This is a genomic window from Rhodobacter sp. NSM (assembly GCF_052244495.1).
In the GTDB taxonomy this organism is placed as follows: domain Bacteria; phylum Pseudomonadota; class Alphaproteobacteria; order Rhodobacterales; family Rhodobacteraceae; genus Cereibacter_A.
In genome coordinates this window covers 42,449-64,064 of record NZ_JBQPXH010000015.1, presented here as the reverse complement: position 1 = coordinate 64,064, position 21,616 = coordinate 42,449, and the positions used below count along the sequence as shown (strand labels likewise).

17 protein-coding genes and 1 pseudogene are annotated in these 21,616 nt (G+C 68.8%); 5 read left to right on the top strand and 13 right to left on the bottom strand.

What is annotated here, in order from left to right; genetic code table 11:
* Positions 1-71 precede the first annotated feature (71 nt).
* A protein-coding gene (locus tag ACTVZP_RS19190) for an IS3 family transposase (RefSeq protein WP_443213780.1) occupies positions 72-1,159 on the top strand; the annotation gives its coding sequence in 2 pieces (ribosomal slippage) (positions 72-333 and positions 333-1,159; 1,089 coding nt in all).
* 131 nt (positions 1,160-1,290) lie between these two features.
* On the opposite strand, the gene ACTVZP_RS19185 is transcribed toward ACTVZP_RS19190, so the two are convergent.
* Positions 1,291-1,665 carry a hypothetical protein gene (locus ACTVZP_RS19185; protein WP_443213779.1) on the bottom strand — a complete coding sequence of 125 codons (375 nt, stop codon included), beginning with the start codon at positions 1,663-1,665 and terminating at the stop codon, positions 1,291-1,293.
* Between ACTVZP_RS19185 and ACTVZP_RS19180 the strand changes: the two are divergent.
* A pseudogene (locus tag ACTVZP_RS19180) lies at positions 1,622-1,855 on the top strand (IS5/IS1182 family transposase); the annotation flags it as partial. The gene ACTVZP_RS19185 and the pseudogene ACTVZP_RS19180 sit on opposite strands and share 44 nt — an antisense overlap.
* Here ACTVZP_RS19180 and ACTVZP_RS19175 read toward each other — a convergent pair.
* The 11 genes from ACTVZP_RS19175 to ychF form a co-directional block, all read right to left on the bottom strand.
* Positions 1,822-2,721: an FAD:protein FMN transferase gene (locus tag ACTVZP_RS19175; protein WP_443213778.1), complete on the bottom strand. Its 900-nt coding sequence runs from the start codon at positions 2,719-2,721 to the stop codon at positions 1,822-1,824. The pseudogene ACTVZP_RS19180 and the gene ACTVZP_RS19175 overlap by 34 nt on opposite strands.
* 4 nt (positions 2,722-2,725) lie before the next feature.
* Positions 2,726-3,274, bottom strand: coding sequence for a nitrous oxide reductase accessory protein NosL (locus ACTVZP_RS19170; RefSeq protein ID WP_443213777.1), 549 nt, complete (start codon positions 3,272-3,274; stop codon positions 2,726-2,728).
* Entirely contained in the window at positions 3,271-4,092 is an 822-nt protein-coding gene (locus tag ACTVZP_RS19165; RefSeq protein ID WP_443213776.1) for an ABC transporter permease, read from the bottom strand. The genes ACTVZP_RS19170 and ACTVZP_RS19165 overlap by 4 nt, the downstream gene beginning before the upstream one ends.
* Complete coding sequence (locus ACTVZP_RS19160; protein WP_443213775.1) at positions 4,089-4,973, bottom strand: ABC transporter ATP-binding protein; 885 nt, start codon at positions 4,971-4,973, stop codon at positions 4,089-4,091. Before ACTVZP_RS19160 ends, ACTVZP_RS19165 begins: the two co-directional genes overlap by 4 nt.
* Entirely contained in the window at positions 4,948-6,261 is a 1,314-nt protein-coding gene (locus ACTVZP_RS19155; RefSeq protein WP_443213774.1) for a nitrous oxide reductase family maturation protein NosD, read from the bottom strand. The genes ACTVZP_RS19160 and ACTVZP_RS19155 overlap by 26 nt, the downstream gene beginning before the upstream one ends.
* 2 nt (positions 6,262-6,263) lie before the next feature.
* Complete coding sequence (gene nosZ / locus ACTVZP_RS19150) at positions 6,264-8,201, bottom strand: TAT-dependent nitrous-oxide reductase (protein ID WP_443213773.1); 1,938 nt, start codon at positions 8,199-8,201, stop codon at positions 6,264-6,266.
* Positions 8,194-10,404: a 4Fe-4S binding protein gene (locus tag ACTVZP_RS19145; protein ID WP_443213772.1), complete on the bottom strand. Its 2,211-nt coding sequence runs from the start codon at positions 10,402-10,404 to the stop codon at positions 8,194-8,196. The genes nosZ and ACTVZP_RS19145 overlap by 8 nt, the downstream gene beginning before the upstream one ends.
* A gap of 3 nt (positions 10,405-10,407) precedes the next feature.
* Positions 10,408-10,785: a hypothetical protein gene (locus tag ACTVZP_RS19140; protein ID WP_443213771.1), complete on the bottom strand. Its 378-nt coding sequence runs from the start codon at positions 10,783-10,785 to the stop codon at positions 10,408-10,410.
* Between the two features lie 190 nt (positions 10,786-10,975).
* Positions 10,976-14,077: an AAA family ATPase gene (locus tag ACTVZP_RS19135; protein ID WP_443213770.1), complete on the bottom strand. Its 3,102-nt coding sequence runs from the start codon at positions 14,075-14,077 to the stop codon at positions 10,976-10,978.
* Positions 14,074-15,216 carry an exonuclease SbcCD subunit D gene (locus tag ACTVZP_RS19130; protein WP_443213769.1) on the bottom strand — a complete coding sequence of 381 codons (1,143 nt, stop codon included), beginning with the start codon at positions 15,214-15,216 and terminating at the stop codon, positions 14,074-14,076. Before ACTVZP_RS19130 ends, ACTVZP_RS19135 begins: the two co-directional genes overlap by 4 nt.
* Before the next feature lie 218 nt (positions 15,217-15,434).
* On the bottom strand, positions 15,435-16,532 hold the full coding sequence (gene ychF / locus ACTVZP_RS19125; RefSeq protein ID WP_443213768.1) for a redox-regulated ATPase YchF: 1,098 nt from the start codon (positions 16,530-16,532) through the stop codon (positions 15,435-15,437).
* Between the two features lie 300 nt (positions 16,533-16,832).
* Here ychF and trpA point away from each other — a divergent pair, with 300 nt between their 5' ends.
* The 3 genes from trpA to ACTVZP_RS19110 all read left to right on the top strand — a co-directional run bounded on the left by trpA (position 16,833) and on the right by ACTVZP_RS19110 (position 20,311).
* On the top strand, positions 16,833-17,624 hold the full coding sequence (gene trpA / locus ACTVZP_RS19120) for a tryptophan synthase subunit alpha (protein WP_443213767.1): 792 nt from the start codon (positions 16,833-16,835) through the stop codon (positions 17,622-17,624).
* A 34-nt stretch (positions 17,625-17,658) separates the two neighbouring features.
* Positions 17,659-18,759 carry an HPP family protein gene (locus tag ACTVZP_RS19115; RefSeq protein WP_443213766.1) on the top strand — a complete coding sequence of 367 codons (1,101 nt, stop codon included), beginning with the start codon at positions 17,659-17,661 and terminating at the stop codon, positions 18,757-18,759.
* Between the two features lie 388 nt (positions 18,760-19,147).
* The gene (locus tag ACTVZP_RS19110; protein WP_443213781.1) at positions 19,148-20,311 is read left to right on the top strand and encodes an alpha-hydroxy acid oxidase; all 1,164 of its coding nucleotides are present in this window, start codon (positions 19,148-19,150) and stop codon (positions 20,309-20,311) included.
* Positions 20,312-20,358: 47 nt separating this feature from the next.
* Here ACTVZP_RS19110 and ACTVZP_RS19105 read toward each other — a convergent pair whose 3' ends face one another.
* Entirely contained in the window at positions 20,359-21,516 is a 1,158-nt protein-coding gene (locus ACTVZP_RS19105; RefSeq protein WP_443213765.1) for an MFS transporter, read from the bottom strand.
* Between the last annotated feature and the right edge of the window lie 100 nt (positions 21,517-21,616).

Genomic DNA, 21,616 nt, shown 5'->3' with positions numbered 1-21,616 from the left:
GGGTAATCCTCCCCAAGGTTAGAGGGATGCGGAAGTAGAATTTTCTCGGCAGGATGGACGAGGAGATTCCGATGAAGAAGAGCCGTTTCACCGAAGCCCAGATCATGGGCGTGCTGCGTCAGGCGGAGGGCGGTTTGGCCGTGGCCGAACTGTGCCGCGAGCATGGGATCAGCACTGCGACGTTCTACAAGTGGCGGGCGAAGTATGGCGGCATGGACGCGTCCATGATGAGCCAGATGAAGGCCCTCGAGGACGAGAACCGGCGGCTGAAGCGCATGTTCGCCGACCTGAGCATGCAGGCCGACCTGCTTCGCGAGGCCCTTGGAAAAAAGTGACGCGGCCAGCTCAGCGCCGGGAGCTGGCCGAGAAGGCGGTGGCGACGAAGGGGGTCAGCATCGCGCTGGCCTGCCGGGCGTTTGGCGTCAGCGAGACCTGTTTCCGCTACAGCCCGAAGCGCGACGACGAGAGCGAGATGATCGCCGATCTGCTGGTCGGGCTGACGAATGTCCACAAGACCTGGGGCTTCGGGCTGTGTTTCCTGCACCTGCGGAACGTCAAAGGGCACGTCTGGAACCACAAGCGGGTCCATCGGATCTACTGCGAACTGGAACTGAACCTGCGCATCAAGCCGCGGCGACGGCTGAAGCGGGAGAAGCCCGAGGAACTGGCCGTACCCGAGGCGCCGAACCTGGTCTGGTCCATGGACTTCATGGCCGATCGCCTGGCCGACGGGCGGCAGTTCCGGCTGTTGAACGTGCTGGACGACTTCAACCGCGAAGGTCTGGGTATCGAGGTCGACTTCTCGCTGCCCGCCGAGCGGGTCGTCCGGTCGCTGAACCAGATCATCGAGTGGCGCGGCAAGCCTCTGGCGATCAGGGTGGACAACGGCCCGGAATACGTCAGTTCCACGCTGATGACCTGGGCTTCGAAGCAGGGCATCGCCCTGACCTACATCCAGCCCGGCAAGCCGCAGCAGAACGCTTACGTCGAGCGCTACAACCGGACGGTCCGGCATGAATGGCTGGACCTCTACATCTTTGAAACCATCGAGGAAGTGCAGCAGATCGCCACCGAATGGCTCTGGAACTACAACAACGAACGCCCCAACATGGGCATCGGCGGGGTCACACCTGCCATGAAGCTGAAGATGGCCGCGTGAATTCTACGGCCGGATCCCGCTAAAACCGGGAGGATTACCATGGCGAACATGCTCGGCAGTCGCGCCGATGTAGCCGCTATCTCCGCTCAGAGCAGTATCAACGTGCAGTTCTCTTCGCGATTTCGGGTTTTTCAGGAGGGCTGGTCGCGCGGTTCCACATCCCGCGAAGCGTAGATGATCTCCTGCCTCGGCACGCCCAAAGTATCAGCGCCCGCCTGGAGGATGATCCGGCCTGCTCCGCAGCTGCCCAAGGCGGCTCGCTGTACGGCGCGCACGATGGCTGTGTCCTGGCGAGCGAGCGGGTGCGGGGGCATCTCGACGGCCACGGCGAGTTCGCGGGCCGCCTTGGGCAGTAGAGCCGCCTCCACATAGATCTTCGAGCTCGAGAACGCTGGATTAAGGTCGGCGAGGCCGCCTTCCAATGCCGAAGCGCGAGATTCTCTTTCTCGGGCCGAGGGGATTGAATCCGGGCCGGCGATGACCCTGTGGAAGCGCTGGAGCGACAATGGTGTCTTCGCCCGGATCATGATGAGCCTGGCCGCGGTACGAGCGAAGCACAAGACCATCATGATCGACGCGACCTACCTGAAGGCGCATTGCACGGCCTCCAGCCTGCGGGTAAAAAAGGGGGGCGGTCACATCATCAACACCGGTGGCGCCCGTCAGACGAGAGCGACGAGCCGCGCACTGGGCAGGCGGCCGAGCGCAGCCTCCATGCCGGCGCGGTCCATCAGGCACAGCGCCGTGCTCGCGGCATCTGCAACGGCGGCCTGATGCGCGGTGACGCTCACGAGCCGCCAAGGACTCGGTGCCGGCCGCCCTGTGCGGGGATCGAGGATGTGACCCTCTCTGCCCGCCACGTCGAAGGTCGTGCCCCGAGGTGCCGAGCTGGCCAGCGCCTGGTCCCACAGGGCGAGCCTGCCTTGCCCCATGTCCAGCGTGACCTGCCAGTCGCCACCTTCGGGTCGCTGTCCGAGCGCCTGGATCTCGCCCGTGTCGATCAGAAGGTTGCTCAGGCCTTCGGCGCGCAGCAGTGCAGCCACCCGGTCCGCGATGTAGCCCTGCGCGATCCCGTTCAGAGTCAACTGCATGCCGAGCCGCAGGAATCTCACCTCGGTCGCGTCATATCGGACGGAGTCCCAGCCCGTCAGGGTGCGCGCGTCGGCAACTTCCGCATCGGTCGGTGCGGCACCGGCCGCGAAGCGCTCGGCGTGGAGCTTCCAGAGCGGCTGGACCGTCGGATCGAAGAGCCCGCCCGTGACCTCGTGAACGCAGGAGGCGATGCTCAGGCAGTCGAGCAGCTCGAACGGGGGCGCGTCGAGGCGACCGTCTCGGTTCAGGCGCGCGAGTGCGGAGTCGCGGTGGAGGCTGAAGATGGCCTCGAGCCGGGCGATCTCGGCCAGTGCCCGCGCCCCGATGCCGTCGGCATCTGGGTGGGCGAGCAGCAGGCTGACCTGGGCCCCGAGCGCCTGGCCCCCGATCCGCCGAAGAGGTGGCGCGGCGAAGCCGGGGCCGGCGGCCAGGAGGGCGGCGCTGATGGTGAGAAAACGGCGGCGGTTCATCGGCTCACTCCTGCCTGCTGGCCGCAAGCCGACGCAGCATTCCGGCATAGTCTCCCTCGTCTTCCGAGGCGGTGCGGGCTGCGCCGATGATATCGGCATCCGGAATGGTGGCGAGTCCGGCGAGTCGCCCGCCATGCTCAGCGGCAAAGCGCTCGGCCCCGGCCTTCGAGCCGAAGGGCACGATCTCGGGTGATCCCATGCCGCCCTCGGCATCCGAGCCCACGACGTAGATCGCCTCATCCTCGGCGATCCAGTTGGTCGCGCCCGGATCCGCCCAGCTCTCGGCGGCGCCCATGTCCGAGACGTAGAGGGCAGTGACGATGCCCTCCTGCTCGGGCATCCGCATGTAGGCAATGGCATCGCGCACCTGGCTGAAGAACAGTGGCTGCGGCTGGCCCTGAAGATGGACCTGCGCCTTGGGGCCGGGATGTTCCAGCAGGTTCATCTGGCAGAAGTGGCCCACGGCCTCGGGTGTCATGGCGACAGGATCCGGCCGCATGGCCTCGTCGCGGCAGGCGGCTAGCAGCAGCGCGAGTGCAAGAACACGTTTCATGGCGTGACCCTCCGGAAAGCGGCGGTGGCGAGCGCGAAGGCGAGCACCGGCCAGGCGAGGATGGAGACCAGTGCGTGCAGGGCAGGGACCGATGCGGCGGCACCGCCGACACCCGCCGCCGCGGCCGTTGCCCCGGATGCCGCGAGGTTGAACAGGCGGAACGCATCGGCCGGGTTGCCGACGAGCAGCCACGGGAAGACCTGCCGCGTGAACGCGCCCCCGTCGTCGGCCACGACCGCGGCGAGCAGCGCCAGATCCCAGAGCACGATCAGCCCGAGCCAGAGGCCGATGGCGGCGCCGGCGGCGGCGCCCGGGCGCCTTGCCAGCGCCGAGACGGCGTAGCCTGCGGCAAGAAAGGCCGCGCCGAGCAGGAGCGAAGTCCACCCCAGCCGCAGCAGGGCAGGCAGGCCGGCCAGCGCCTCGGGGTCCACGGCCAGCGCCGTGCCGGCCGCGATGCCGTATCCCACCGCCAGCGCCAGTGCGAGCGTGCCCAGATGTGCCACGAACTTGCCCGCCAGCAGCTCGGCCCGCGAGACCGGATAGGTCAGCGCGAGCGGAAGCGTTCCGCGCTCCACCTCGCCGGCGATCGCATCGAAGGACATCAGGAGGGCGATCAGCGGCACGAGATAGACGGCGAGGCTGGTGAGGCTTGCGACCGTCACGGACAGGCGGTCGACGCCGAGCCTGCCCGTGGGGGCCGAACCCGCCGCCGAGAGAACCAGCGCGAAGACGGCCATCATCAGGATCGCGATGGCCACCCAGCGGTTGCGCAGCGCGATGCGGAATTCGGCCGCGGCCGAGGCGAGGATCGGGGTCATGACGGCCTCCGCGAAAGATGGCTGTAGAGATCCTCGAGACTGGGCGGCAGGATCTCGACATCCTCCACCATGCCGCCGAGGGCCGCGATGTCGCCCAGCCGCGCGAGCTTCTCGGCCGGCTGGCAGGTCAGGTCGACCGTGACGCCATTGCGGCGTCCGCCATGAAGCCGCTCGGCGACTTCGTCCGCGGCCCCGGGCTGCGCCGAGACCTGAAGCCGGATCGGCAGCGCCGCCTGCCTGCGCAGGTTCGCAAGCGTGTCATCGGCCATCAGGCGACCCTGCGCGAGGATCACGATCCGATCCGTCCGGGCCTCGACTTCGGTCAGCGCGTGGCTCGAGAGCAGGATCGCCGCGCCATCGGCGGCGAGCCCGTCCAGCAGCGCATAGAACTCGCGTCGCGATACCGGGTCGAGACCGCTCGTCGGCTCGTCCAGCACGAGAAGCCGCGGATGCCCGATGAGCGCCTGCGCGAGGCCGATGCGCTGGCGCATGCCCTTGGAATAGGTGCCGATGCGGCGGCGTGCGGCCTCGCCGAGACCCACGCGATCGAGCAGGGCCTCGGCCTGACGCGCATCCTCTCCGCGCAGCCGCAGGTAATAGCGCAGGGTCTCGATCCCGGTCAGGGCAGGGTGGAAGGCCGCGCTTTCCGGCAGGTAGGCGGTGAGCCCGCGCGCCGCGCGGCTGCCAGGCGCGTGGCCACCGATGTCGGTCCGGCCCGAATCCGCCGGGATGAGGCCGAGGATGATCTTCATCAGCGTGGACTTGCCGGCGCCGTTGTGGCCGATCAGGGCCACGCGCTCTCCCGGTGCGACCGAAAAGCCGACCGACCTGAGGGCGGTCACTCCGCCGAAACTCTTACTGACCTGCGACAGCGTCAGCATCGTCTTCTCCTTGCGCGCGTGGCGGCAGTGCGGCTTCCAGTGCCGCATAGGCCGGCGGAACCGGGATCTCGACCGGCGCCATCATGGGATGACTGTCCAGCACCCCGCCCGGCAGGGTGGCGGGAAAGCTGGATTGGCTCCAGCGGATCAGCTGCACGGCGGGCGAGCCCACCAGCAGCGCCGCCGCTGGCTGTGACCACAGGATGTGGTCCATGAGGTCGTTGGGGCGGAAGGCGCTGTCGGCGATGCCGTCGCCTCCCAGATCGAAGGCCGGATGATCCGACCAGTGGTTTCCGCGACCTTCGAAGCTCCATTCGACGTCCTTCGTGCCCACATACTTGACCTGCGTCCGGTTGCCGACGAAGGCGTTGCCGGTAATCGCATTCCGCTCGGATCCGGCGGTGAAGTGGATGCCGATGCCGCAGCCCTCGAAGCGGTTGTCGTGGATGACGTTGCGGTGCGAATTGTAGACGAAGGTGCACTTCGCCGCGCCACGCACCAGGTTGCTGCCCACCTCGGCATGGTTGACGTAGTTCAGCATGACGCCGTGGTCGCGGTCGCCGAGGCTGAGGTTGCCGGTGATGGTCACATGATCGGAATACATCACGGCAAACCCGAGGTGATTGCCGACCGAGACGTTGCCCGAGACTTCCGAGTGGTGCGCGTACATGTAGTGGACGGCGAAGCGCAGATCCTGGAAGACATTGTTCCGGAACGTGTTCCGGCTCGAGGCATTGACGAAGATCCCGTCGCGCCCGAGGCGGATGTCGTTGCCCTCGACCAGAGCGCCCGGCGCGTTCCACACGTAGACGCCGTTGCCGCGCGCGTTCATGTGCGCGTCGTTGCGTCCGACGATCAGGTTGTCCTTCACCTCGGCGTCGGCCGCACCGTGAATATCCACTCCATACAGATTACCGAACAGGCGATTGTTTTCGATCAGCGCCCGGTCGCCACCCTTCAGCACGCGAATGCCGGAGTCGATCTCCTCATGCGATGATCCCGAACCGCGGATCTCGAGCCCGCGCAGCGTGACGTCGGGCGCGGTGATCGTGACGACCGAACCGCGACCATCGCCGAGGATGACCGCACCCGCGCCGCCCGCAAGGGTCACCGGGCGGTCGAGGATGACCGGGCCGTCGTGTCGGCCCGGTTCAAGGATCAGCACGTCGCCGGGATGAGCCCCGGCGACGGCAGCGCGCAGCGCCCCGGCCTCGGCAGGCACCGGGCGCTCGTCCGCCAGAAGCGGGCCGGCGACAAGGCACAGCAACGCGAGGAGGGGGCGCTGCATTGTCAGGCAGCCTTCGGCTCGACGAACATCCGGCCGCGCATCTCCATGTGCAGCGCGTGGCAGAACCACTGGCAGTAGTACCAGTAGACGCCGGGCTGGCCCGCCGTGAAGGTTATCGAGGCGGTCGCCTGCGGGCCCACTTCCATCGCAACGCCATGGTTGCCGATCGTGAAGCCGTGGGTGAGGTCGTCGACGTCGTCCTGGTTCGTCACGATCACCGTCACCTCGTCGCCTTCGGTGACCGTGAACTTCTCGAGGCTGTAGGTCGGTGCGACCGCCGACAGGTAGACGCGGACCTTGTTGCCGTCGCGGATCACTTCACCCACGAAATCGTCGATGTTGACGCCATCGGCCTCCGCCTGCGCCCGCGCGTCCGCCCAGGTCGGATCGTTGCGGTCCCAGACGCTGCGCGGGTTCACCTTCGAGCGGTGGACGATGATGCTGTCATGCGGTTCGGCGAAGGTCGGGCCATCGTGCATCAGCGTCAGGCTCTCGCCGTCCAGACGGAACAGCTGCTCGTTCTCGGGCTTCAGCGGGCCGACGTTCAGGAAGCGGTCCTTCGAGAACTTGTTCATGGAGATGAACCACTTGCCGTCCGCCTCCAGCGTCTCGCCCATCGAGGTCGAGTTGTGGCCGGGCTGGTAGTGGACATCGACCTTGGTGATGATCGGATCGACGTCCTCGCCGTTCCAGGCGCGGATGGCCTTCTCGACGTTCCACATCACCACCTGGCTGTCGAGGAAGAGAGTGGTCAGCGCGTTGCCCTTGCCGTCGAACGCCGTGTGGAGCGGCCCGAGGCCCAGTTCCGGCTGCGCCACGATCACGGATGCGGGCTCGGCCTCGTCCGCGAAGACCGCGTCGAGCTTTCTCACATCGATCACCGAGACGGTGGGCGACAGCTTGCCGTTGATGCAGAGGTGCACCTTGTCCGGCGCCATGTTACAGCCGTGCGGGTTGTTCGGCACCGGGATGTATCGGGTGTATTTCTTGTTCTTCCCCTTGCGCCCGTCGATGACCTTCACCCCGTTGAGCTCGATGAAGTCTCCCTCGGCGATGCCCTTCTCGATCTCGGCCAGGTTGAAGACGACGACGTGGTCCGTCTCGGATTCCATCATCTCGCCGAGGTTCGTCCCCATCTCCGAGTTGTAGCAGGTCGAGAAGGCATACTTGCCCTCATAGTCCGCGTCGGTGTTGTCGAGATTGCCCGAGACCATGACCTGCCAGGCGACCTGCATTTCGTCGGCGTTCACGGCGGTGAAGAAGTTCACATATTGCGACGGATCGTCGAGGATCTTGCCGTCGTTGACCATCGGCGTCTCGTCTTCGCCGTTCGCGAAGACATAATTGGTCCGCGGCCACTTCTGCGGGCGCAGGCCGTGGATCGCCTTGGCGTTCGGGATCTCGAGGATCTTGTCGGTCTTCATCACGTCGCAGCGGATGCGCGCCACGCGCGTGTTCGCCTTGTCGTTCATGAAGAGGAAGCGGCCGTCGTACTTGCCCTCGGTGAAAGACATGTGAATGTGGTGCAGGTCGCCGTTGTCGTGCACCCGCTTGCCGTTCGCCGCCAGATAGTCCTTCGTCTTCTGGGTCATGTTCTCGGTGAGGATCTTCAGCGACTCGTTGGTCGATCCCCAGCCCGTTGCGGAGCAGCGGTTGAACACAGGCACCCGCATCAGTTCGCGCATCGACGGAATGCCGAGGATCCGCATCTCGCCGGTCTGGCCCGAGGACCAGAAGCCGTAATATTCATCCAGCTCACCGGGTGCGAGATTGGCCTCGGCCGAGGCAAGTGCCGATCCTGTCGCTGCGACCGTCGCCGCGCCGGCACCGCCGGCCAGCATCGCGGCGCGCGGAGCGAGGGCGCCCAGGACGGCGCCTCCGGCCGTGGCTCCAAGCATTCCGCGCCGGCTTATGCCCTTTTTCTCACTGGTGTCAGGCATTGACCTTTTCCTTCTTGTTGGGGTGGTTCGAGATCTCGCGGGCCAGGGCGTCGCGCGAAGCGGCGGTGGCCGCAGCGGCGGCGTCGCGCCGCTTGAGCTGCTTGATGACGACGGGGCAGGTCGTCTCGGATCGGTAGTTGACCTGGCAGGTCAGACAATTCAAACACTCGTTCGGATTGATCTCGCCAGTCGGATGGATGGCCTGCACCATGCAGTCACGCGCGCAGGTCTGGCAGGGATTGCCGCATTCCCGATACCGCTTGAGCCAGTCGAACATCCGCACCCGGGCGGGGATCGCCAGCGCCGCGCCGAGGGGGCAGAGGTAGCGGCAGTAGAAGCGTTCGACGAAGAGGCCGATGCCGAGCAGGACCCCCACATAGAGAAGGAAGGGCCAGGCGCGGGCGAACTTCAGCACGATCGCGGTCTTGAAGGGCTCGATTTCGGCCAGGTGCTCGGCCTGATCCACCGAGGCGAGGCTTACGCCGAAGAGGCCGAGGAAGATGACGTATTTCAGTGCCCAGAGCCTCTCGTGAAGCCCCCAGGGCAGCGTGACCTGCGGGATGCGGGCGAGCTTCGCGAGCCGGTTGGTCAGTTCCTGCAGCGCCCCGAAGGGGCAGAGCCAGCCGCAATAGGCGCCCCGTCCCCAGAAGACGAGCGCCGCCGCAACCGAGGACCACAGGATGAAGGTGAAGGGGTCGAGCAGGAAGGCCTGCCACGAGAAGCCGTCGCGCAGGGACGAGACGAGCGCCATCAGGTTGACGACGGAAAGCTGGGCGTTCGACATCCAGCCGAGCCAGACGAGGGTGGTCGACAGGAAGGCGATCCGGAACCAGAAGGTCACGCGCGCGGAGCGCGTCACGAGCGACTGGAAGAAGAAGGCGGCCGTCAGGACGCCAAGCATGGTCAGGAGGGCTGCGATCCCCGTCCGGTTGTCCTGCCAGATCCGCTTCCAGAGCTGGGCCTGCGCGGCTTCCTCGCCCGTGGCGGCCGGTGGCGCCTCGGCGCGCGCGGTCGCGACGGGCCGAAGGTAGCTCTCGGGCAGTTGGTAGCCGAGGTCGAACGTGGTGAAGACCTTCTCGATGGCACCGACGCTGCGCTGCACCAGAAGCTGGATGCGGAACGGCTGCGCCGGGTCGAAGCCCGAGTCTGCCGGGATGCGGAAGAGGTCCATCTCGGTCATGTGCGGCGCAGCATCCGCCGCGATGTCGCCGAGGCGGCGATGCATCCGGTCACGGAAGCGGATCGAGAGGTCGCCCTGCACCAGCACGATGCGGTCGAAGATCCCGCCGCGCACGTAGCCCGACCCCTTGTAGGAATACTCGCCACGCCCGGCGAGCATCAGCGCATGGTCGCCCGGCTGAAGCCACGCTGCCAGGTTCGCCTCCTCGTCGGGACCGAGCAGGCTCCGGCCGATGCCGGGAACGCTGACGAGCGAAGCATACATGTCGATGAAGGTCGTGTCGGGGGCCCCCGCGTGAGGGCGCGCCGCCGCACGCGGATCCTCGCTCTGCTCGAAGGCGGCGTTGATCTGGCCCACATCCAGCGACAGGCGCCGGACCGTGCCGTCCCCGGTCAGCGTCAGCCAGTCCGCGGGCGCCTCGGCTTCGGGATTGACCTCGAGCCTCGGCCCCGACGAGGCGGCTCCGGCAGAGAGACCTCCGAGCCCCAGCGCGCGTGCAACCTTCAGGCCCGACCGGACGACGGAATCGTCGATCACCATGACGGTGACGGTCGCGCCCGAGATGATGTCGAGATCATGCGCCGACCCGAGCGCGGCCGCTTCCTGCACGAGATCCATGCCGACGTAGCCCGCGGCCATGGCCTTGATGCGCGTGTCCGGGATGCCGACGAGCACGATGGGTTCGGAATGCTTGACGAGCCTGACGCCCAGCACCTTTCCGTCGAGGCCAAGCGCGACCATCACGTGGATGGGCTTGCCCGAGTAGCCCGTCGTGCCCACGAAGTCCGAGGTGATGTAGGCGTAGCCCTCGGTCTCGCCCCGCTTCAGCACCGGGACGACGGGTATGTCCTCGCGCAGCGCCCCGTAGCCGTCGGCGCCCGGCACCAGTTCGGCCGCCGGAACCTCCGAGGCGAACTGCGCGATGAAGGGAGCATCGGCCCGGACGAGTGCCGGAACGAGCAGCATGATGGCCGCGAAGAGGGGGAGGAGCAGGGAGCGGCCGAAGGCCGAAGCGTCACGCATGGGTCAGGCTTTCCGAAGGGGCGGACCGCGAGCCCGCACATGGGCCGGGCTGCAGAGATCCCGGCCGACGCCGGCACCCCATGCGAAATGCCGGCCGGCGATGGCCAGGGGAGCGGCTTGAGTGGTCGGGGCGGGCAGGGCCACGGCGGAAGGCAGGCACTTGGTGCAGCCTCGGGCGCAGCAGTCGCGAGCGGGATCCACCTGCCGGCCGCTCGCGTCGAGGAGCACGACCTCGGTGCTCCCGTGGGCACAGATCACGGCCTGCGTGACCGGCCCGCGTGCGGCCTCACGCGCGCCGGCCGCACCCGTCAGCATGAGCATCGCGGTCAAGGCGATGGCCAGCATCAGGACAAGGCAGAGGCTGAGGGGGCGGTGCTGCATGTGCCGGAAAATGCAGCGATGCCGCGCGAGGGACGTTGATATGGGTCAAACAACGTGTCTCTTTTGGGTCTCGGTCTCGGTCTCGGTCTCGGTCTCGGTCTCGGTCTCGGTCTCCGCCTCCGCCGATGCGCCGCGGCATGGTGGGGCGCGACGAAGACGCTCTCGGCGCAAGGTCCGGTTGCCGAGGCGATCAGACGAAGGAAACGCCCGGCTGCGTCCAGGCCTGCCGCCTCTCCTCCAGATGGCTCCCGGTCGGCCCCTTGCGGATAAAGAAGCCGTTCGGGATCGCCTCCTGCACCAGCGGCACATGCGAGATCAGGCCCACCGCCCGGTTCTGGCTCACCAGCGAATTCAGCACCTGCAGAACCTGGTCGAGCGTGCCGGAGCCGTTTTCGGTGTCGAGGCTGCCGAAGCCCTCGTCGATGAAGATCGTGTCGAGCCGGACCTTGCCGCTCGTGCTCTCGACCACATCCGCCAGCCCGAGAGCCAGCGCCAATGCGGCGATGAAGGTCTCGCCGCCCGAGAGCGTGCTGGCGGGCCTCGCCTTCCCGGTGAACAGGTCGAACACCTCGATGCCGAGGCCGCGCCTGCCGCGGCCTGCCGCGTCGAGGTCGCGCTCAAGACGGTAACGTTGGGCCGTCATCGGCCCCAGCCGCAGGTTCGCCGCCTGAAGCACCCGGTCGAACATCGCGCCGATGGCGTAGGTCTCGAGATCCAGCCTCTGGCCGTTCGATCCGTTCACGAGACCGGCAAGCAGGCGCAGCGGACCTGACGCGGCCTCGGACTCGTCAAGCTTCCGCAGCGTCTCGGACAGGCTGTCGCGCAGCTGGGTCAACTGGCCCAGCCGCGCCTCGGCACCCGCGCGCCGCGCCGTCGCCTCGGTCAGCCGCGCCGCTGCATCGCGCTGGAGCCCGGAGAGCAGATCCAGATCGGGGCGGGCCAGATCCGCGACGGCTGCCGAGGTCGATCGGGCGAGGTCCTGCGACAGGGCAAGCCTGCGCCGGAAGTCGTCGATGCGCTCGCGATCTTCCTTGAGCGTGTCGATGGCCGGCTTCAGGGACTGAAGCTCGGTCTCGGACAGTCCGCAATCCGCCAGGCGGATGCGGAAGGCATCGAGCGCCCGTTCGCGCCGCTCCCGGCAGCCTGCCAGAGCCTGCACGGCCGCCTCGCGATCCTTCCGCGCGGCCAGCGCCGCCTCGCGACCGGTGCGCGCCGCCGCCTCCGCATCCGCCCGCGCCTTCACGCGCAGCGCGAGCGCATGGCCGGCATCCCGAATCGCGGCGGCGAGGGCTGCCGCGTCCTGCAGGTCTTCGGGCACGCCGGAGAGGATCTCGGACCGGCGCGCCCGCTCGCCTGCCGCATGCCGCTGTTGCGCGGCCAGCGCGTCGCGGGCGAGGTCCCGCTGCTCCTCGGCGGCGGCGATGTCGCGCAGGAGGCGCTGAAGCTCTTCCTCCGTCCCAGCCGGGTCGGTTGCCGGCGCGAGGGCGGCGATGGAGGACAGAAGCCTCTCGAGATCGGCCGACAGGACGGATGCCTCGCCCGCCGGACGTTCGAGGCTCTGCAGCCGATCGTTCCTTTCCCGGAGCGCGCCCTGTGCCGCCGCGAGGGCTTCGCTCGCTGCGCGGCCCTCGGCGTCGGCCCTCTGCCAGACTTCCCTCGCGATGCGGAAGGCGTGGTCCAGCCCGCCGTGATCGATGGATCCGTTGGCCGGGGCGGGATGCTCGGTCGCTCCGCAGACGGGGCAGGCACAGCCCGGCTGAAGCTTCGAGGCGAGGTGCAGCGCCTGAGCCGCAGACAGCGCGCCCTCGGCCTGCTCGAAGGTCGACCTCGCCCGATCCGCTTGCGCCGCCGCCGCCGCATTGGCCCTGCTGCGGGCGGCGCAATCGGCTTCCGCCGCCGCAACAGCCGCTTCGCAGGCGCCATAGGCGTGCGCGGCGTTAAGAGCCGCTTCCACCATGGCAATCTGCATGTGCAGGTCGCGCCGGCGCCTCTCGCTCTCGCGGCTTGCCCTGATGGCCTCCTCGCTGTGACGGCGGGCCTCGTGCAGGACCTCCAGCCTGTCCTTCGCCGTGGTCAGGGCAGCATCGGCTTGCGCCTCCAGCCGCTCGGCTTCGGCAAGGCGTTCGGCCACGCCGGACGCCCTTTCAATCGCCGCCCGGTGACGTTCGAGAGCGTCGAGTTCTCTGCGAAGGGCCTCCCGTTCCGGCTCTCGGCCCAGTTCCGCCTCAAGCGCTGCTGCGGCAGACGTGTCAGCGGCCTCGGCCCTCCCGGCTGTGGCTTCCGCCGCGGCCAGAGCCTCCTCGGCGCGCATCGCTTCCTGCCGGGTCTCCTCGGCGCGGGCTTCGACGTCGAGAAGCGACCGCGCCTGTTCCGCCTGCGCCACGCGAGCTGCAAGCGCGTTCATCCCGGCTTCATGCGCGGCGAGCGACGCCAGATCGGCACGCGACCGTTCTGCCGCGAGGAATTTCGCCTCGACGGCTTCGGCCTCGCGCAGGGCGGTCTGCGCAAGCTCGCAGGCGGTCCGCGCAATGTCTTCCTGCGCAAGGGCCAGCTCATGACCGGCCGCCGCTGCCTCCAGTCCGGCCGCCAGCGCGTCCGTGCTCTCGAACCCTTCGGCCGCGAGCCGACGGGCGCAGAGTTCGCGTTCGTCCCGGACGTGACGCTCGGCGGCCTCGGCGGCCGTCTTCAACTCCTGCATCAGCGACTGGTAGAGCGACACGTCAAAGAGGTCGCGCAGGATCGCCAGCCGCTCGCGGGTCTTGGCAGAAAGGAAGGTCTCGAACCGGCCCTGCGGCAGCAGGACGATCTGGCGGAACTGCTCGGCGCCATAGCCCAGCATCCCCTCGATGGCGGCATCGACCTCGCGCACCTTCTTCTCGGCCAGGATGCGACCGCGCCGCCCCTCGACGATCTCCTCGGGCGACAGACCGGTCGCGTCGAAGAGGAACGCCTCGTGCGGCAACCGCGTCTCGCCCTCGCCGCGCTGCTTCGGCCGCATCTGGTCGGGACGGCGCAGCACCACGAGACGCCGGTCGCCGATGTCGAACACGAACTCCACTTCGGTCACGGTGCCGGGGTCCGCGTGATCGGACCGCAGGGCAGGCGCCTCCTGTTCCGCGCGGGCGGGCTCGCCGAAGAGCGCGAAGGTCATGGCACTGAAGATCGTCGACTTGCCGGACCCGGTCTGGCCGTAGATCCCGAAGAGACCGGCCTCGATCGCGGCGCGGAAGTCGACCACGACCCGATCCGGGTAGGGCCCGAAAGCCTGGATCGCAAGCCGCACCGGCCTCATCGGCCCTCCTCCTTCTCGCCGATGCGGTTGAGGGCCTGCGTCAGCACCTCTCGCTCGGCTTCGCTCAGCGGCTCCTCCCGCAGGAGCGCGAGGAAATCCTGCAGCACCTCCATCGGTTCGACCGCCCGCGGCGCATGCTGCCCGACATCGAGGAGCGCCGCGGCCCGTTCCTCTCGCTCGTAGCCAAGCTCGCAGGCGTTGGGGAACAGGCTGCGCAGGCGCTTCATCGCGTCGATCACCGGCACTTCGTCCAGAAGGCGCGCCTTGATGAAATCTCCGGACGGCTCCGCCAGCATCAGCTCCGCATGCCTGCCGCGCAGGATCCGCACCTGATGCAAGGGGCGGAAGGGCAGCATCTCGACCGTCACCGCGCCGGCGGCGTCCATCTCGACGAGGGTCATGGATTTCTCCTGACCGGCCTCGTCGAAGCCGAAAGCCAGGGGAGAGCCGGAGTAGCGGATGTGAGGCGCGCCGACGTGCTGGGGCCGGTGCAGGTGGCCAAGCGCCACGTAATGCGCGCCACGGAATGTCTCGGCCCGCACCGTCTCGATGGTGCCGACCCGCGCAAGGGGCCTTTCGCTGTCGCTGCCGGTGGCGCCCGCCACGAAAGCATGTGCGGCGACGATCCAGCGCGCGCCCTCGGGCAGGTGTCGCCTCGCCGAGGCGAGTTGCGCCGACAGAACGTCCTCCGGCGACTGGATCGTCTCGTCGCCGAAGCACTCGCGCGCGGCATATTCATAGGCGAAGGGCAGGGCCGAGAAGGCGACAGCGCCATGTGTATCCGCCAGCAAGAGCGGCCGCTCGTCCGCGGCGAGGGTGCCGCGGATCAATGCGCGCCTCCGGTCGGTCAGCACGGCCATGGCCTCGATCCGGTCGCCCGAGTCGTGGTTCCCCGCGATCAGCACGACGGCAGCCTCCGTCTCCGAGGCCACACGGGACAGGAAGGCGTTGAACTGGCGCACGGCGGTGGCCGGCGGAGAGGGCCGGTCGAACACGTCGCCTGCGATCAGGAGAACATCCGCCGCCCGTTCGTGCAGCGCCGTCAGGATCTGGTCGAGCACGGCCTGCTGGTCCGGCTCGAGCGAGATCCCGTTGAACTGGCGGCCGAGGTGAAGGTCGGCGGTGTGCAGGATCCTCATGGCGCTCGTCCATCCGTTGCAGGCTGCGCATCCCCGACCGCGCGCCTGCATCCTTCACGGAGCCGGCAGCCGAGGGCAAGGGCATCGGCCCGGACCTGCCCCGTCGGCCGGACCTGCCCTGTCGGCGGGGGCGGCGTCCGGCAGAGGCTGGATCCCCGAGTTTGCGGATCTGCGACCGGATGACCCCCGCGCGCCTGCCCGGATTGCCCGAAAGCGGCTCAGGCGTTGAAGAGGAAGTGCAGCACGTCGCCGTCCTGCACCTCGTAGGTCTTGCCCTCGATGCGGAACTTTCCGGATTCCTTCGCGCCCGCCTCACCGCGCCCGGCGACGTAGTCCTCGTAGGCCACGGTCTCGGCGCGGATGAAACCCTTCTCGAAGTCGCCATGGATGACACCCGCGGCCTGTGGCGCGAGCATCCCCCGGGTGATCGTCCAGGCGCGCGCTTCCTTCGGGCCGACGGTGAAATAGGTCTGCAGGCCCAGAAGCTCGTAGCCCGCGCGGATGAGCCGGTCGAGCCCGGCCTCCTCGAGGCCCATCTCGGCCAGGAACATCCCGGCCTCGTCGGGGGGAAGCTGGGCGATCTCCTCCTCGATCCGGGCCGAGATCACGACGGTGGCCGCACCCTGCGCCCGGGCCATCTCGGCCACGCGGGCCGATTGCGAATTGCCGGAAGCCGCCGAGGCTTCCTCGACGTTGCAGACGTAGAGCACGGGTTTCGAGGTCAGCAGTTGCAGCATGCCCCAGGCGCGCCGGTCGTCGGCCGCGACGGCGACCGTCCGGGCCGGTTTGCCCGCCTCGAGCGCCGCCATGGCCGCGCGCAGCAGGCGATCCTGATCGGCGGCCTCCTTGTCGCCGCCCTTCAGCTTGCGCGCGAGGTTGGCGAGGCGCCGCTCGATGGACTCCATGTCGGCGAGCATCAGTTCGGTCTCGATGGTCTCGGCATCGGCCACCGGGTCGATCCGGCCCTCGACATGGGTGATGTCGCCGTCCTCGAAGCAGCGCAGCACATGGGCAATGGCGTCGCACTCGCGGATGTTGGCGAGGAACTGGTTGCCCAGCCCCTCGCCGCGCGAGGCGCCGCGCACGAGGCCCGCGATATCGACGAAGGTCATCCGCGTGGGGATGATCTGCTTCGACCCGGCGATCTCGGCCAGGATCTCGAGTCGTGCATCGGGAACCGCGACCTCGCCCACGTTGGGCTCGATGGTGCAGAAGGGAAAGTTCGCCGCCTGCGCGGCGGCCGTGCGGGTGAGGGCGTTGAAGAGCGTGGATTTGCCCACGTTCGGCAAGCCGACGATCCCCATGCGGAAGCCCATGATCCACTCCTTGAAAGACTTGCCGCTTCATAGGGAAGCGCCTTGGTCAAGGCAAGTCGGGCGGCAGAGAGCATCGGCCGGCGACTGCCGCTCGGCTGGACCGCAAAGGGCGGGGCCGCGGCGCGGAACAGGCGCGGTGATGCCGCGCGCCGTCGGAACGCGTGCAAGGGGCGCCCGCGCGGTGGGAAACGGGATCCCTGCCGCCGGCCCGCCTCCCGGTGGCATGCCGTGCCGTTTCGCCCGTTGATTTTCCCGCGCCGGTGACGCAAACCGGCAGCCGACACGGGCGAGGGCAGGATCATGACGCGGATCGACGACACCTTCCGGCGGCTTCGGGCCGAGGGGAAGAAGGCTTTCGTGGCCTATATCATGGCGGGCGATCCCGATCTCGAGACCTCTCTTGCGGTGATGAAGGGCCTGCCGGGCGCGGGCGTCGACATCATCGAGCTGGGCATGCCCTTCACCGATCCGATGGCCGACGGTCCGACGATCCAGACCGCGGGGCAGCGGGCGCTGGAAGGCGGACAGACGCTGGCAAGGACGCTCGAGATGGTGCGCGCCTTCCGGGCCGAGGATCCTTCGACGCCGATCGTGATGATGGGATATTACAACCCGATCTACGCCCGGGGGGTCGAGACCTTCCTCGCCGAGGCGAGGGAGGCCGGGATCGACGGGCTGATCGTCGTGGACCTGCCGCCGGAGGAGGATGCCGAGCTTTGCCTGCCCGCGCAGGCGGCGGGGCTCAACTTCATCCGCCTCGCGACCCCCACGACCGACGATCGCCGCCTGCCGAAGGTGCTGCAGAACACCTCGGGATTCGTCTATTACGTCTCGATCACCGGGATCACCGGGGCCGCGGCCGCGCAAACGGTGGACGTGGCGCCCGAAGTGGCGCGGATCAAGGCCGCGACCGAATTGCCGGTGATCGTGGGCTTCGGCATCACCACGCCGGAGGCGGCGCAGGACATTGCCGGCATCGCGGACGGGTGCGTCGTGGGCTCGGCGATCGTGAAGCTCGTGGGCGAGGGACGCCCGGTGGCCGAGGTGCTCGACCGGGTGGCCGCGCTCGCGGCGGGGGCCCACGCCGCCTGAGGACGGTCGGGCCGGACAGAGGGCGGAGGCGGATGTGACGGGCAAGGCCGACGGCAAGCGCCTCTCACGGGTCCTGAAGCCGCTCGGCCCGGCGATCCCGGCGATCCCCCTGCGCGAGGTGCTGAGGACGGCGGGCGGCATCACGCTGGCGCTTGGACTGCTGGCGGCCTTCGTCCTGCCGCCCCATGTCGATCTGGATCACGGCTTCTACCTGGTCGCTCCGCTCGCGGCCTCGTCCGTGCTGCTCTTCGCCCTGCCGAACAGCCCGCTCGCGCAGCCATGGTCGGTCCTGGTCGGCAACGTCGTCTCGGCGCTCGCGGCGGTGGCGATGCTGCACCTCGTGCCCGGGCAGGTGATGGGGCTGGCGACCGCCGTCGGCGCGGCCATCTTCGCCATGATGGCGCTCAGGGCATTGCATCCGCCGGGCGCGGCCGTGGCAATGACGGCCGCACTCAATCCGGAAGCCACGCGAGAGCTGGGCTACCACTTTGCGCTGGCGCCGGTGGGTCTCGGCACGGCGGCACTCATCCTGCTGGCCTTCCTCTATGCCCGGCTTACGGGGCGCGTCTATCCCATGCGCCAGCCCCGGATGCCGAACGGCTTCGGCACGCGGGACCGCCCGGCGCCGCAGCGGCTGGGCCTCGGCGCCGAGGAACTCGAGGCCATCCTGCGCGAGAACCGCCAGCAGGCGAACCTCGGGCCGGAGGATCTCTCGCGCCTGATCGCGGCGGCCGAGCAGCAGGCGGCGGGGCGCAGGCTCAGCACGATCCGCTGTGCGGAGCTGATGGCGCAGGACCTCGTGACGGTCGCGGCCGAGACGCCGGTGGCGGAGGTGGCGCGCATCTTCCGGCAGCACCGCTTCACCTCGATCCCCGTGACGGAGCAGGGACGCCTGCTGGGTCTGATCTTTCCGATCCACCTGATCGGCGCCGCGCCGGCGGCGCAGGCCGCCGACGTGATGGAACGCGATGTGCCGCATGTCCATCCCGCGACCGATGCGGGCGCGCTCCTGCCCATCCTCGGCGAGGGCCGGATCGACGCGATCCCGGTGGTGGAAGATGACCGCCTGGTCGGGATCGTGACCCGCACCGATCTCGTGGCCGCAATGGCGGCGAAGCTCCGCACCACCGGATGAGGGCCCGCGGGAGGTGCCGTCTCCGGGGGCATCGAACCCCCGGAGACGGCGTTGCCACGGAAGAAGGACCGGGAGGCGCGTCGCGACCTGCCCTCGGTCCGGGCGGCGGGCGGATCGCCGCCGGTCGCCGCGGCAGGCGAGGGGAGCGGACGTTCGGCGGCCGCATCTTCGAAAGACCCGTCCATTGCCGTCCCGATGAACCAGCCGAAGCTGTCGTGCCGTCCCGTCCGGCCCGGATGCCGGTGCCGGATCCGGGAAACGGCGACGGCGATCCCGATCGACAGACGTCGAGTCGCGCCGCGACCTGCCGCCGGCCGCCGCATCTTGCGTTGATCTGCCCCGCCTCGATCGGTAAGGAAACATGACCAGTTCCAGCGCGGAGACCGCCATGCCCGTCATCACCTGCATCGAGGACCTGAAGCGGATGCACCGCCGGCGGGCGCCCCGCATGTTCTTCGACTACTGCGAATCCGGCAGCTACACCGAGCAGACCTTTCGCGACAACTGCTCGGACTTCCAGCAGATCCGGCTTCGGCAGAAGGTGGCGGTGGACATGCTCGGCCGCTCGACCCGGTCCGAGATGATCGGCGAACCGGTGGCGATGCCCGTGGCGCTCGCTCCGGTCGGCATGACCGGGATGCAATGCGCCGACGGCGAGATCAAGGCGGCGCGCGCGGCCGAGGCCTTCGGCGTGCCCTACACGCTCTCCACCATGTCGATCTGCTCGGTCGAGGACGTGGCGGCGGCGACGACGAAGCCGTTCTGGTTCCAGCTCTACGTCATGAAGGACGAGGAGTTCGTCGATGGGATGCTCGAGCGGGCGAAGAAGGCGGGCTGCTCGGCGCTGGTGCTGACACTCGACCTCCAGATCCTCGGCCAGCGCCACAAGGACCTGAAGAACGGTCTTTCGGCGCCGCCGAAGCTGACGCTGCCGGTGATGCTCGACCTCGCCACGAAATGGGGATGGGGGCTCGAGATGCTGAAGACGCCCCGGCGGAGCTTCGGCAACATCGTCGGCCATGCGAAGGGTGTGGGCGACACGTCGAGCCTGATGAGCTGGACCGCCGAGCAGTTCGATCCGCAACTCGACTGGGGCAAGATCGCGCGGCTGCGCGACAAGTGGGGCGGCAAGCTGATCCTGAAGGGTATCCTCGACGAGGAAGACGCCCGCCGCGCCGCCGATTTCGGAGCGGACGCCATCATCGTCTCGAACCACGGTGGTCGGCAGCTGGATGGGGCGCTGTCGTCGATCCGGATGCTGCCGCCCATCGTGCGCGCGGTGGGCGATCAGGTCGAGATCCACATGGACGGCGGGATTCGCTCGGGCCAGGACGTGTTGAAGGCGCTGGCGATGGGGGCGAAGGGGACCTACATCGGCCGGTCCTACATCTACGGGTTGGGCGCGATGGGCGAGGCGGGCGTGAGGCGCGCGCTCGAGGTGATCTGGAAGGAGCTCGACATCTCGATGGCGCTCTGCGGCGAGAAGGACGTGACGGCGCTGGGGCCGCACAACCTTCTGGTCCCGAAGGACTTCGAGGGAAGCTGGGCCTGAAGGGGCGATCCCGCGGCTCCTGACCCGGACGGTGGCCCGGCCCCGCCTCAGGAGCGGCGGGACATGAGCGGGGCGAGCACGAGGACCGAGAGCAGCGCCACCGCCGTGAAGGCGAAGGCCGCCCGCAGGCCGAAGGCCGCGGCGAGAAGGCCGAGCGTCGGAGGCCCGAAGAAGTAGCCGAAGTAGCCAAGGATCGTCGCCCGGGCCACGGCCCGGGCTCGCGCCTCTGGCCGGGCGGCGCGTCCGACCATCGAGAAGGCGGTGGGCGCAATCACCGAGGCGCCGATCCCCATGATGATGAACCCGGCATGCGCCTGCGCCGGACTGGCCGCCAGCGCCGCCACCAGCGCGCCCAAGCCTGCAACCAGTGCCCCGCCCGACAGGAGCGTCGCGGGCGCGACACGGGCGAGCAACCCCTGGCCTGCAAGCCGCGCCACCCCCATGGTGATCGCGAGCAGGGCCGGCCCGAGGCTACCCTCCGTCGCCGATCCGCCGAGCGTCCGCTCAACATGAAGCGCCGACCAGCTCTCGGCCGCGTTCTCGCTGAGGAAGGCGATCATCACCATCGCCCCCCCGATCAGCGGCGCCGCCCCGAGCGCGGCATGTCCCCGCGGCGGGCGCGAAAGCCCCTGGATCGTGCCGTCGCGCTCCAGCGTCGCGAAGGCCACGAGCAGCGTGGCCAGCGCCGCGGCCGTCAGGATGGCACCCGGCCCCTGTCCTGCCCCCCGGGCGAGGCCCGTGCCGATGGCCGCCGCCGCAAAGGCCAGCGAGTAGACGGCATGGCAGAGGTTCATCAGGTTCAGTCCCCGCTCCGATTCGAGCGCGGTGACGCGGGCGTTCATCAGCACGTCGAGCGCCCCGGTCGTGGCACCGCAGAGCAGCATGGCTGCGGCGAAGGCCCAGACGGCGGGCGCATGTCCCGGCAGGGCGAAGGCGAGCCCCATGGCGAGGGTCATCAGCGGCAGCGCATAACGCCCGAGCGCGCTGCCCATGCGCGCCGCGGCCAGCATCGCCACGATCGCCGCCACCGGCGCGAAGAGCATCAGCAGGCCAAGTCCTGCCTCGTCCACCCGCAGCATCGCCTTGACGTCCGGAACGACTGCAGCGAAGGTTCCCCAGCAGATCCCCATGCCGGCGAAGGCGGCAAGGGCCGGGCGCGCCACCCGGAAGGGGCCGCCGACTCGGGTGGATCGAAGTGTCTGCATCATCTTCTGCCTAGCCGCTTTCGGCCCGTCCGCCGAGCCCCGGCAGGGCCGGTCGGCAGGAAAGCCCCGTCGTGCGGCGCCGGAATGACGAAGCAGCCCC